We start from the raw sequence: 12,700 nt of genomic DNA, 5'->3' as shown, positions 1-12,700 counted from the left end.
GCTCCGCCAAGGGGAGCCTCCGCACCGGATGCGCGGCTTACTTGACGTTGGCGCCGACCACCTTGTCCCAGCCTTCGACGATGGCAGTCTTGTTGGCGTCCAGCGCCTCGACGGTCGGGAAGATCGCCTTCTCATAGGCCTCAGTCGGCGGCAGCCTGTCGAGCAGCTCCTGCGGGAATTTCCCGGCCTTCAGCATCGCGTTGAAGCGTGCGGGATGGCAGTAGCCCTTCAGCCAGCCGGTCTGGCCCTCGTCGGAATAGAGATATTCCATCCAGAGCTTTGCGGCATTCGGATGCGGCGCATAGGCCGAGATCGCCTGCACATAGACGCCGGCCACCACGCCGCTTGCCGGCACGACGACCTCCATCGGCGGATTGCCGTTCAGCGCATCGCGCCAGGCAAGCAGGTTGTAGTCCCAGGCGGCGACGATCGGCGTCTGGCCCTGCGCGATGGTGCCGGCCTTGCCGAGCACGGGCACGAAATTGCCGGCCTTGTTCAGCTCCGCGAAGAGTTCCAGCCCCTTGGCGCCGGAGTCCGCGCCGGGCGTCGCACCGCGCGAAATGCCGGCCGACATCAGCGCCAGGATCGCCTGCGCCGAGGAGCGCGGATCGCCGGTGAGCGCAACGGCGCCGGAATATTCGGACTTGGAGAGATCCGACCAATCGGCCGGCGCGGTCTCCAGCAGGTCCTTGTTCACACCGAACGCCATGACGCCGTAATAGTCGCCGTACCAATAGCCTGCCGCGTCCTTGATGTTGTCAGGGATTTCGTTCCAGGTCGCCACCTTGTAGGGCTGGAGCAGGCCTTCCTTGGCTGCAGCCGGGGCGAAGGCGAGGCCGAGATCTACGACGTCGGGGGCCTGCGAACCCGTATTGCCTTTGTTGGCCCGGATCGCCTCCAGCTCGTCGGCCGTGCCCGCGTCCGGGTTCAGCTCGTTGACCTCGATGCCCGGATACTCGGCCTTGAAGCCGGCGATGACCTCGCCGTAGTTGCACCAGTCATGCGGCAGCGCGATGACCGTCAGCATGCCTTCCTTCGTGGCGGCATCCACGAGATCCTGCGGCGACTCCGCGCTCGCGAGGCCCGGCAGGGCGACGACGAGGGCAAGCGTCGAGACGAACGCGCGGCTGGCCGCGCGGGATACGAAGCGGTTCATGGATACCTCCTGTTGGCCGTTCTCGACGGCGCGTGGGCGATGGCTGTTCTGGTCCTTGCATCCGGTCGTCGGCCTTGCCGCCCGGCCCGGTTCCCCTTGCACCTGTCTGCGTCCTTTGGGGCTGCATCGGTGCGTCTTCGTGTAAGGAGAGGATGTAACAATTGGACAACAATCAAACGTCCATTATTGTGTGTTCGACTGTACCAATTTTCGGAGGCACACCTTGGCCAAGCAGCTCGAAGGCCCGATCCTGCCCTTCCTTCGCCTCGACGCGGCGGTGGCCCTGCCGAAATTCCGCCAGGTGCAGGACCAGTTGCGCATGGCGATCCTGCGCGGGCACCTGCGCGCCGGCGCGCGCCTACCGGCAAGCCGCATCCTTGCGGAAGAGCTGGGCCTGTCGCGCCAGACGCTGGTGCGGGTCCTGGAGAACCTGAAGGCGGAAGGTTACCTGGAGGCGCGGCAGGGCGCGGGCACCTTCGTTTCCCAAGCCCTGCCCCGCCAGTTGCCGAAACCGCACTTCACGCTGGGCGAGAGCGATGCGTCGCCGCGCCTGTCGCGGATCGGCGCCCTATCGCGCGGCGTATCGGCCGAAATCGGTCAGATGGAACAAAAACCCTTCCTGCCCAACCAACCGGCGCTCGACCGCTTTCCCTTCGCCGTCTGGCGCAAATGCTGGAATGCGGTGACGCGCAGCGGCAGGGCCACCATGGGCTACGGCGATGTCGCGGGCGAACTGGTGCTGCGCCAGAGGATCGCCGAATATCTCGCCCTGCACCGGCGTGACTCCTGCGATCCGGAACAGATCGTCATCACGCCCGGCGGGCATGCCGCCTTCACGCTCGCCGCCCTGGCGCTCGCCGATCCCGGCGACGGCATCTGGTTCGAGGACCCTGGCCCCGTCACGACAAGCAACCTGTTCCGCACGCTCGGGCTGCATCTTTGCCCCGTGGATGTCGATTCCGACGGCATGGATGTCGCGGGCGCCATGGCGCGCCATCCCGACGCGCGGCTTGCCTTCGTCATGCCCTCGCGCCACCATCCGCTCGGGGTGACGCTCTCGCTGCCACGCCGGCTCGCCCTCCTCGAATGGGCGCGGGCGAACGATGCCTGGATCATCGAGGACGATTACGACAGCGAATTCCGCTACGACGGCGCGCCGCTGCCCTGCATGCGCTCCGTCGACAGCCATGACCGGATCATCTATGCGGGCAGCTTCAGCAAGGCGCTCTATCCGGGCATCCGCGTCGGCTATCTCGTGCTGCCGCCGCAGCTCGTCGGCGCCTTCCGCAATCTTTCGGGCCTGATCCATCGCAGCGTGCCGGTGGAAACCCAGCTCGCCCTTGCCGAATTCATCGGTGGCGGCCATTTCGCCAGCCATCTGCGGCGCATGCGCGGCCTCTATGCCGAACGCCGCGAGGCTTTCCAGGAGGCAGGCCGGACGGCGCTTGCCGGGCTTGCGCGCGTCGATTGCTCCGAAAGCGGGCTCAACGCGCTCGCCTGGCTGGAAGGCAGCCGCGGCGACCGGGCAGTGCATCGCGCCGTGCTCGACGCCGGGCTGCAATGTTATCCACTGTCCGACTATACGATCGCGACCCGCCGGCCGGGCGCGCTCATCCTCGGCTATGCCGGTGTGCCCGCCGAGCGGATGAAGCCCTATCTCGGCCGCCTTGCCGAAGCGCTTTCGCAGCCGTGAGGCCGCTCCGGCGTTTCCGGGCGAGGCCTTTCGCCGAAGCGCGACCTCAGCCGGCGGAAAAGCGTTTCGATGAAGAGAGCCCAGTCGTGGGGCTCCTCCGGATCATCGCGATCCCGGCGCGCGAGGACATATCCTATGCCCCGCAACATGCCCCTCCTCCTAGTGCCGCACCGCACGCATCGGCGTGCCGCTGCGCTGGGTGACGCCGACGCCGGGCGCGACGCCGACCTCGGCATTCGAGGCGGCAAGCAAGGGCTTGCCGCGCACGATGTCGGAGGCGCGCTCTGCCAGCATGATGGTCGGCGCATTGAGGTTGGCGTTCGGCTCGGCGGGGAAGACGGAACTGTCGATCACCCGCAGCCCGTCGAGACCGCGCACCTTGAGATCGCTGTCGACCACCGCCATGGCATCCTCGCCCATGCGGCAGGAGCCGCAGGGATGGTAGGTGCTTTCCATGGTTTCGCGCACCCAAGCGTCGATCTCGTCGTCACTGCGGACATTTTCGCCCGGCGCGATCTCCTCGCCGCGGAAGCGGTCGAAGGCCGGCTGGGCGACGATTTCGCGGGTCAGCCGCAGGCAGCGGCGGAAGCCTTCGCGATCCTCCTCGCGGTCGAGGTAGTTGAACAGGATATCGGGCTGCTCATGGGCTTCCGGCGACCGAAGCCTGACATGGCCGCGGCTCTTGGGTTTGTTCGGCCCGGTCAGCACCATGAAGCCATGGCCGTCGAGCGGCTTCTTGCCGTCGTAACGCATGGCTGCCGGCAGGAAATGGAACTGGATATCCGGCCATTGAAGCGAGGCGTCGGAACGGATGAAGCCGCCGCTTTCAAAGTGGTTGGAGACCGAAAGCCCCTTCTTGAATAGCAGCCATTCGGCGCCGATCAGGGCGCGGCTCAACAGTCCCATCTTGCCGTTGAGCGTGATCGGCTCCTTGCAGGCATATTGGATATAGACCTCGGAATGATCCTGCAGGTTCTCACCGACACCGGGCAGGTCGTGCAGAACGGGAACGCCCGCCTGACGCAGCACCGCCGCCGGGCCGATGCCGGAGCGTTGCAGAAGGTGCGGCGAGCCGATCGGGCCGGAGGAAATCAGCACCTCGCGGCTCGCCTTCGCCACGATGCGTTCGCCGCCCAGTTCATATTCGACGCCGACAGCGCGTTTTCCGTGCAGCAGCACGCGCCGCGTCATGGCATGGGTGATCACGGTGAGGTTCGGCCGGTTCATCGCCGGCTTGAGGTAGGCATTCGCCGTCGACCAGCGCACGCCGTCCTTCACGGTCATATGCATGGGTCCGAAACCTTCCTGCATATGGCCGTTCGGGTCGTCGGTGGCGATGTAGCCCGCCTCGCGGCCGGCATCGACGAAGGCGCGGTAGAGCGGGTTCTGCATCCTGTTGCCGGCATTGGTGGCAAGCGGGCCGGCACCGCCGCGATAGGCGTCGCCCCCCTCCTGCCAGCTTTCGGCGCGCTGGAAATAGGGCAGGCAATTGGCGTATCGCCAGCCGCGCGCCCCCAATTCCTCCCACTCGTCGAAATCTCGGGCGTGGCCGCGCATGTAGACGAGCCCGTTGATCGAGGAGGAGCCACCGATGACTTTTCCGCGCGGGCAATGGACCCGGCGGCCGTCGAGGCCGGGTTCCGGCAGCGTCATGTATTTCCAGTTGTACTTCGTGCCGTTCATCGGAATGGACAGCGCCGTCGGCATCTGGATGAAGATCGACTTGTCGCTGCCGCCGTATTCGAGGACCAGAACCTTGGTGGCCGGGTCTTCCGAAAGCCGGTTGGCGAGAACGCAGCCGGCCGATCCGGCGCCGATGATGATGTAGTCGTAGGTATCGGTCATGGCGGTGGTTCCGGAAGGTTACGGATAGAGGCCCCAGCCGCGCCCGCGGGCGAAGAGCCGGGTCAGGACATAGTGGACGGCGCCGGCCGCAAGGCAGGCGGGAAGCGAGGCGGTGAGGTACTTGAAGGCCGGCAGGCTCGCGAGCGTCTGCGGATTGAAGACGACGACATAGACGATGCAGCCGACGGCGAGCGCGAAGAGCCCGATGGGGTTGAACCCCGCCCAGAAGCGGTAGGGGCCGTTTTCCTGCGGCCCGTGCAGGCTGCGCATGTCGAGCTTCCGGCCGCGCAGGAAGAAGTAATCGACGATGCCGATGCCGGCGAGCGCGGAATTGAGCGCCGAGGTCCAGACGAGGAAGATGAAAAAGCCGTCATACATCTGCGGATAGAAGATCACGAGGCCGAGCGGGATGAGGCAGAACAGGAAGAGGACCGTGCCCCAGGAAATGGCGCGCACCGAGGCCGTCCCGACCTGCCTCAGGCCGACGATGGAAGTGTAGAGGATGTTCGCCATCGAGGTCATGTTGGCGAAGGCGACGAAGAGCAGCGCGATGATGCCGATGACGGGACCGGCGATCCTGGTCATCCAGATGGTCGGATCGCTCTCGCCCAACGCGACGGCCGCCAGGAGACCGACGATCTCGCCGAGCGCGGCGGCGCCGAAGATGCCGAGGACGTTCGGCCAGAACGCGGTGCGCTCGTTCTTGGTGAGCCGCGCCAGGTTGCCGATATAGGGCCACCAGGAGAAGCCGGCGGCAAGGTTCACCTCGACGGCGACGATGAAGTTCAGCGTCTTGTCCTCGAAGGGCGGCGAGAGCGCCGGCATCGCCAGAAGTTCGCCTAGGGAATGGTGACTGAGGATGAGATAGAGCATCACCACCATCAGGATCACCAGCGCGGGCGAGACGACCATGTTGAAGAACTTGATCGAGGTCGGCCCCTTGGCGACGATGAACCAGGTGACGAGGATGGCGCCGACGGCGGCGATGATCATCTTGCCGCCGGTCGGGTTGGCGGCCTCCCCGGCGCTGAGCGCCATCAGGCCGTCGATCGAGCGGCCGAACATCATGGCGAGTACCGCAAGCCAGCCCATGGTGAGCAGCACCACGGCCAGCACATAGACGACGCGGCTGCCGTTGTAGCCGAACTGGCTGCGCAGCGCGATGAACTGCTCGACGCCGTAGCGGCCGGACATGGTCGTGGTGGCGAGCGCCGTCAGCACCACGCCGACGATGTTGCCGATAATGATCGCGGCGATACCTTCCTTCGGCCCGACGAACAGGCCGACCGCGCCGCCGATGAGGAAGGCCCAGGTGGCGATGGCGAGCGCCGAATTGGCATAGGTGAATTCCCAGAAGCCCCAGAGCCGCTCGGAGGGGAGCAGCGGCGCATCACCGCGCTCGGCGGCAGCGCTGTTGCGGGCGGCGTCCTCGCGTTCGATTTCTGCGGCCGAAAGACCGCCACGGGCGACATGATCGGTCATCTCAGGCCCCCCAGATCCAGAAGGCGGCGACGAGCACGACTGTCAGTACAGTCATGCCGGTATAGTCGAGCGCGGTCATCGTGCCCTCGAAGCGGTGCCCCGCCTCGATATCCTCATAGATGCGGGCGCGGCGCGCCAGCTCGTTTTGCCAGGCGATATCGTTGTCTTCCATGGTCGTTCCCCTTGTCGCGCCGCGCCTTCTGGCGTCTTTCCGCGAGAAATTGCGGCTCCATCAGCCGCCGATCTTTGGAACCGGCCACCCATGGGCGGCGGCCGGGCGATGGGTCAGGGCCTCATGGCAGCGTGATCCAGACAGCCTTCGTCTCCATCAGGTAGTCCAGCTGCTCCGGCCCCAGGTCCTTGCCGAAGCCCGACGCCTTGAAGCCGCCGAACGGCATGGAGGGATCGATGGTGCTGTGGGCGTTGACGTAGATCGAGCCGGCGTGCAGGCGCGGAATAAGCCCATGCACACGCGACAGGTCGTTCGAATAGATGGCGGCGGCGAGGCCGAAAGCGGAGTCGTTCGCCAGGCCGACCGCGTCGTCCAGATTGTCGAAGGCGGCGGTGGCCAGCACAGGCCCGAAGATTTCCTCGCGCACGATGCTCATTTCGGGTTTGCAGTGGGCGAAGATGGCGGGCTCGATGAAATGGCCCGGCCGGTCGGGGCTGCCGCCCCCGTGGATCAATTCGGCGCCTTCGCGGCGGCCAGCCTCGATATACGCAGAAACGACCTTCTTCTGCTGCGCCGACACCAGGGGTCCGATGTAGCAGTCGCGGTCGAGGCCCGGCGCGACCTTCAGCGTGCGGGTGACGGCGACCAGTTCGTCGAGGAAGGCATCGTGAACCGATCGCTGGACATAGACACGCGTACCGGCATCGCAGACCTGCCCGGAGTTGAAGAACACGCCGTTGGCCACGGCGCGGGCGGCGCTCGTCAGGTCGGCATCCTCGAGCACCAGGACGGGTGATTTCCCTCCCAGTTCCAGCGTGACGTGCTTGAGCTTCCCCACGGCGGTCCGGCCGACCTCCTGCCCGACCGGCGTAGAACCGGTAAACGTGACCTTGTCGATCCCCGGGTGGGACGACATGGCCGCACCGACCACACTACCCCGGCCGGTCACGACATTGACCACGCCGTCCGGGATTCCGGCCTCCTGTACCAACTCCGCGAAGCGGAGGGTCGAAAGCGACGTCAGTTCAGCCGGCTTGACGACCGTCGTGCAGCCGACCGCAAGCGCGGCCGCGAGCTTCCAGGCCATGGTCTGGAGCGGAAAGTTCCAGGGAACGATGGCCGCAACGACACCAAGAGGCTCCTTGCGCGTATAGGCCAGGTAGTTGCCGGGAATGGACGGCTCGACGGTGCGCCCGTGCAGCTTGGAAGCCCAGCCGGCGAAATAGCGGAAGGTATCGATCGTCCCCTGAACGTCTACCTCGCGGGCAAACGTCACCGACTTGCCCATGTCGATGGCTTCGATTTCCGCCAATTCTGCAGCGTGCATTTCGATAAGATCGGCGAGGCGGTGCAGGAGGCGCTCTCGCTCGAGTGGCTTGAGGCGGCGCCACTCCCCACCGTCGAACTGCCGGCGCGCGGCCGCGACGGCGCGGTCGAGATCGTCCGTCGTGCCCGAGGGAACTCGGGTTATCTGGCCCCCAGTGGAAGGCTCGAAGACGTCGAAAGTCGCGCTGTCGCTACTGTCGACCCAGGCTCCACCGATGAACATCGTCTGCGGTTTGGCCAGGAACCGGCGCGTCGCATCGCTGACGCCATACTGTTCCAGGTAGTTGCGGACGCTATCGTCCATGTCTCTTCCTCCTCATCAGCCGGCCGCTCCGCGCGCACCGGTTTTTTGCGATGTCGGCAGTGCCGCATCGCCCTCCCCTGGTTTTTCGATCAGGGCTGCGTTGCTCTGTCATGCATGACGCGACCGATCAGGTTCATCAGCACCTGTGCCGCCAGAATGGAGGTGCCGCCGGTGTGGTCGTAGTCGGGCGCCACCTCGACCAGGTCGATGCCGACGACCGTGCCGCGCTTGGTCAGCGCCGCCAGGATCTCCAGCACCTCGTAGTAGATGAAGCCGCCGTGCGACGGCGTGCCGGTGCCCGGCGCGATCGACGGGTCGAAACCGTCGATGTCGATGGTGACGTAGTAGCGCGCTCCGGCCGGCACGCGCTCGACGACCGCATCCGTGCCGAGTGCCCGGATCTGCCGTACCGACAGAATGTCGGAGCCCATCTTGCGGGCATCCTCATAGCCCTCCTTCGCCGTGGAGGAGACGTTGCGGATGCCGAGCTGCGACAGGCCGCTGACATAGGGCTTTTCCGCTGCGCGGCGCATCGGGTTGCCATGGCCGTAGCGCACGCCGTGACGCTCGTCGACGAAATCGAGATGCGCGTCGATCTGGACGATGTGGATCGGTCCGTTACGGGCACAGTCCTCGGCAAAGGCGTTGACGCAGGGGATGTTGACGGAATGATCGCCACCCAGCACCACCGGCAGCGCACCGGCGGCAAGGATCTTGCGCACGCCGAATTCGATATTGGCATGGCTCTTCATCGTGTCGGTATGAACGATGTCGGCATCGCCGATATCGACGATCGAAACCTCTCCGCTGGGCAGATAGGTGACGTCGTCCTCATGATCGTAGGCGCCGCCGTGGCCGAAGGAAAACAGCGTCGAGGCTTCGCGAATGGCGCGCGGCCCGAAGCGCGTTCCCGCCCGCCATTGCGTGCCGCAGTCGAACGGCGCTCCGAGAATGGCAACGTCCGCGTCGATCGCGTCCCAGTCCGGCTGATAGGGATATTTGCCGAAGGTGCAGATGCCGACGAACGGCAGGTTCAAACGTCCGGACTCATAAGAATTGCTGGCCATGTCTGTCCTCCACAGATGGAGGGAGTGTGCAGAAGGCAGATACACATAAAAATATCTATGATTGGATGTTTAGTTGTGACTTAATCAATGCATGATCAACAAGATCCGCCACCGCGTCCTCAATCTGTCGCTCGGCGATGCCGAGCTTCGACTGCTGCGCGTTTTCGCCTCCGTCGTTCAGTGTGGCGGCTTCTCCGCCGCCCAGGCCGCGCTCGGCATGACGCAGGCGACGATCTCCACCCATATGCGCCATCTGGAGGATCGCCTGGGTCTGCGCCTGTGCAGCCGCGGCCGTAGCGGCTTCCTGCTGACGGATGAGGGACGGCTCGTCTATGAGGCCACGCTGGAACTCCTCGGTTCGTTGGAGAAGTTCCAAAGCCGCGTCGGCGAGGCTCAAGGCGAGCTCATGGGCAGCCTTACCTTCGGCACCGTCGATGCGATGATCACCAATCGCGACCTGAACCTCCCGGGCGCGCTCGCCACCTTTCACGCCGAGGCGCCGCGCGTGCATCTGGAAATCGATGTCGCCGCGCCGCAGGTGCTGCACCAGGGGCTTCTGAACGGATCCTACCAGATCGTGCTCATGCCGTCGGTCGGCAGCGTCATGCCGCATTTCCGCAGTCAACCGGTCTTTGCCGAGGTGCAGAAACTCTACTGCGCCGAGGGACACCCGCTCTTCCCCCGCCCCGATGCGGAACTCACGGACGCGCTTCTCGAAACGCAATCCTTCGCCGGTCGCACCTACATGCTGAACGAGACGATCTGCGGCGTGAACTTCAATTGGGCGGCAGCCACCCCCCATATGGAAGGAACGCTGTTGCTCCTGCTCTCCGGCGCCTATATCGGTTTCCTGCCCGATCACTACGCCGACGAATGGGTCCGCCTCGGCCGACTGCGGCTGCTTGCCCCGGAAAGAATGACCTTCGAGGACACATTTCACATTGCCTATCCGCGCAACAAGCCCTCGCGGGCCGCAGAAATGCTCGCTCGGACGATTGCCGACAGCAGGCGGCTAACCCCGAAATAACTCCAATACCCGCCGAATACGTTGTCAATCCCCCGCTATCGCCAGACGGCGTCAATGCACCGCTTACAGTTATAGAAAAGAATTCTATAACTCATGACATGGAACTGGACGCAGCACGGCTGGCCCGAATTCACCTATGACGCGATTCGGCTTGATTCCAAAATGCGAGCAATATATTGATTTTTCATCGTAATTTTCCGCAATTGCCGGCCGGCAACACCACACCAAACGGCCTCACAAAATCATGACGCCTTCCTCGCGCGTTGCCGGTCTGCGCTCGCAACTGCGCGTTCAGTCTTCTTTTCGATCCTTCGCTGACAGGAACTCGGCGTAAAGCCGATCGAGGTTGTCTGCGAGGTATTTTCCGAACTGTCCGGCATTCTTCGATTTCATTGAAAGCGCGAAGGCCTTGCCGGAGTTCGAATACTGAGCTTGCACAGCTTTATCTTCGGCCTGCCAGCGATCCTTGACCTGAAGCACCGCCTTTCTGACGGGCTTCTTCGACGTCGCAAGCGCGTTGAAGAGCGCATTGAAACGCTCGTCGCTGCCGAGCGAGCCAAACCAAGCCTGGCCGAGGACTTCACCGATCTGTTCGGCGTTGTCGGCCTTGCCGGCAAGGAGCGAGAGTTCAAGCCAACGATCGCGTCCGGTTGACGGGGCAGGGCCTATCTTCTCGATGACCGCAGTCGAAATCCGTTCGGTCACGGTCATCATCTTCGAGATCGCGGTCTTGTCGGCAGCAAGCGATGCAGAGATCACCGAGCGGTCATATCCAAGCGCCTCCAGGCTATGGGCAAAGCTCGCCCGCTCGATGAAGGAGAGATTGGCACGCGCGGAATTCTCCTGCCCCTGGGCGATGACGTGCGTGCGATCATCCAGCGCCTTGACGACGGCCTTGACCTTGCGGCCGAGTTCGCGAGCGGCCCGAGCACGGCGATGTCCGAACACCACCTGATAGCGACCAGAAACCGACGGGTGAGGGCGCACCAGGATCGGCGTATCCTGGCCTCGTTCAGCGATCGCGTGCTTGAGAGCCTCGAATTCGTCTCGGTCATCCTCCAGACGGTCGGCCACGAAGGATCGCTCGATCGATCCCGGATCGAGTTCAACGACCGCCTCACCCTCGAGAAACTTGTCGGCCTGTCGGGAGAGTTCATCGAGCGAACGAACCATGCTCTTCGATGCACCGCGCATCGGATAGGCGGGCGCGATGTCTCCCTGCGGGATATCGGCTGCGTCGACCAGGCCTGCCAGTAGGTTCTTTCTCGCCATCTCGTTACTCCATTCGTCAGTACCGCATTTGCGGTCATCCCATACCGCGGCGATCGTCAGCCGGCGACCTTGCGTCCCCAGGACGCGTGCACCAGGTCGGTGATTTCGGCATTGACAGCGTTCAAGGCGTCCATGGCGCGCTCATAGGTCGAGCGCGTCATCTGGCTCTTGTCGACTTCATAAAGCGTCTGCTTCGTGATCCCGGCGTCCGACACCGCTGTTGACTTCAGCATCTGGTTCTTCAGCACGAACTGGTGGAACAGGGTCTGCATGAAGCCGACCATCTGCGCCTGCGGTCCGTCTGTCGGCTCATACCGGGTGATCAGATAGCGATACCATTCCAGGTTCACCTCGGCACCCGCATCGCGGATCGGCTTCAAGATGCCGCCGAGCATCAGGAGGAATTGCCCCATCGACATAACATCGAGCATCTGCGGATGAATTGTAATGAGAACGCTCGTGGCTGCGGTCAGCGCCGTGATCGTCAGATACCCTAGCTGGGGAGGGCAGTCGATCACGACGACGTCGTATCGGTCATCCACTTCGGCAAGCGCGCGAGAGATGCGCGTGAAGAAGGTCTTGCCCTCATTCGAACTCCTGTTCGACATCGCAAGCGGCGTGTCGTACTCGAATTCCTGCAGTTCGAGGTTCGCGGGGATGATGTCGAGCCCCGGGAAATTCGTCGGCAAGATGATCTCGGAAATCGGCCGACGCTGTTCGTCGTACCGGATCGCCTCGTAAAGCGACGGCGTCATGTCGAGCTCAGGCTGGAAGCCGTGAAGCGAGGAGAGAGAGGCCTGCGGGTCGAGGTCGACGGCCAGCACCCGGTGGCCGGTCAGGGCCATGTACTGCGCCAGGTGGGCAGCCGTCGTCGTCTTGCCCGAACCGCCCTTGAAGTTGACGACTGCAATGATTTGAAGTTTTTCGCCGACCCGCCGTTGCGGCACGTAGTTGCGTGCCTCCGAGCGACCATGCTGGTCGAGATATTGGCGGAGTTCCACCATCTGCTCGGCGCTATAGGAACGCCTTCCCGACGTCGACGTCTGGGGAAGGGGCCCCTTGCCTTCAAGGTGAAGCTTTTTCAGGGTGCTCTGCGACACACCCAAAAACTGCGCGACTTCATTTAGCGAGAACTGGCGTAGCAGCTTCTTGGCGTTCGGGGGGAACTGCTGCATGCTCAAGAGATGAAGCTTCTTCGAGATCAGGTCGCCCTGTTCCAGGATCAGATCCTCGAATTGCATTGGCTGCGCAGGCGCCGCGGAGGGCGAATTAGCGTTCATTTCAGGGTAACTCTCGAATAACGGTTTTTCGGTCGGATAGACGGCCCAAGCGTTATTAGGGGTCAAATTGCCCTGC

At 63.9% G+C, this 12,700-nt stretch carries 10 protein-coding genes; 2 read left to right on the top strand and 8 right to left on the bottom strand.

Features of this window, described 5'->3' with window-relative positions; genetic code table 11:
* Positions 1-37 precede the first annotated feature (37 nt).
* Positions 38-1,156 carry an ABC transporter substrate-binding protein gene (locus BC363_RS09145; protein ID WP_065782042.1) on the bottom strand — a complete coding sequence of 373 codons (1,119 nt, stop codon included), beginning with the start codon at positions 1,154-1,156 and terminating at the stop codon, positions 38-40.
* Between the two features lie 223 nt (positions 1,157-1,379).
* On the opposite strand from BC363_RS09145, the gene BC363_RS09140 reads away from it, so the two are divergent.
* Positions 1,380-2,849, top strand: a complete 1,470-nt coding sequence (locus tag BC363_RS09140) for a PLP-dependent aminotransferase family protein (protein ID WP_065782044.1) — start codon at positions 1,380-1,382, stop codon at positions 2,847-2,849.
* Positions 2,850-3,008: 159 nt separating this feature from the next.
* Here BC363_RS09140 and betA read toward each other — a convergent pair whose 3' ends face one another.
* The 5 genes from betA to speB all read right to left on the bottom strand — a co-directional run bounded on the left by betA (position 3,009) and on the right by speB (position 9,045).
* Complete coding sequence (betA, locus tag BC363_RS09135) at positions 3,009-4,694, bottom strand: choline dehydrogenase (protein ID WP_065782046.1); 1,686 nt, start codon at positions 4,692-4,694, stop codon at positions 3,009-3,011.
* A gap of 18 nt (positions 4,695-4,712) precedes the next feature.
* On the bottom strand, positions 4,713-6,176 hold the full coding sequence (locus tag BC363_RS09130) for a cytosine permease (protein ID WP_083223440.1): 1,464 nt from the start codon (positions 6,174-6,176) through the stop codon (positions 4,713-4,715).
* A 1-nt stretch (position 6,177) separates the two neighbouring features.
* The gene (locus tag BC363_RS35380) at positions 6,178-6,348 is read right to left on the bottom strand and encodes a hypothetical protein (protein WP_141690260.1); all 171 of its coding nucleotides are present in this window, start codon (positions 6,346-6,348) and stop codon (positions 6,178-6,180) included.
* Positions 6,349-6,469: 121 nt separating this feature from the next.
* Positions 6,470-7,978 carry an aldehyde dehydrogenase family protein gene (locus BC363_RS09125; RefSeq protein ID WP_065782048.1) on the bottom strand — a complete coding sequence of 503 codons (1,509 nt, stop codon included), beginning with the start codon at positions 7,976-7,978 and terminating at the stop codon, positions 6,470-6,472.
* An 89-nt stretch (positions 7,979-8,067) separates the two neighbouring features.
* On the bottom strand, positions 8,068-9,045 hold the full coding sequence (gene speB / locus BC363_RS09120; RefSeq protein ID WP_065782050.1) for an agmatinase: 978 nt from the start codon (positions 9,043-9,045) through the stop codon (positions 8,068-8,070).
* Positions 9,046-9,136: 91 nt separating this feature from the next.
* On the opposite strand from speB, the gene BC363_RS09115 reads away from it, so the two are divergent.
* Positions 9,137-10,072 (top strand): LysR family transcriptional regulator, encoded by a 936-nt coding sequence (locus tag BC363_RS09115; RefSeq protein ID WP_065782052.1) that lies wholly within the window; start codon positions 9,137-9,139, stop codon positions 10,070-10,072.
* A 291-nt stretch (positions 10,073-10,363) separates the two neighbouring features.
* Here the strand turns inward: BC363_RS09115 and repB are convergent, their stop codons facing one another.
* Both repB and repA read right to left on the bottom strand, forming a co-directional pair.
* Entirely contained in the window at positions 10,364-11,344 is a 981-nt protein-coding gene (repB, locus tag BC363_RS09110) for a plasmid partitioning protein RepB (protein WP_065782056.1), read from the bottom strand.
* Between the two features lie 56 nt (positions 11,345-11,400).
* A complete protein-coding gene (gene repA / locus BC363_RS09105) occupies positions 11,401-12,624 on the bottom strand; it encodes a plasmid partitioning protein RepA (protein WP_065782058.1) in 1,224 nt (407 codons plus the stop codon).
* Between the last annotated feature and the right edge of the window lie 76 nt (positions 12,625-12,700).

Origin of the sequence: Ensifer sp. LC384 (assembly GCF_001695865.1) — a bacterium.
Classification (GTDB): domain Bacteria; phylum Pseudomonadota; class Alphaproteobacteria; order Rhizobiales; family Rhizobiaceae; genus Ensifer.
The sequence above is the reverse complement of the archived record's forward strand: the minus strand, read 5'-3'. Positions and strand labels throughout refer to the sequence as shown.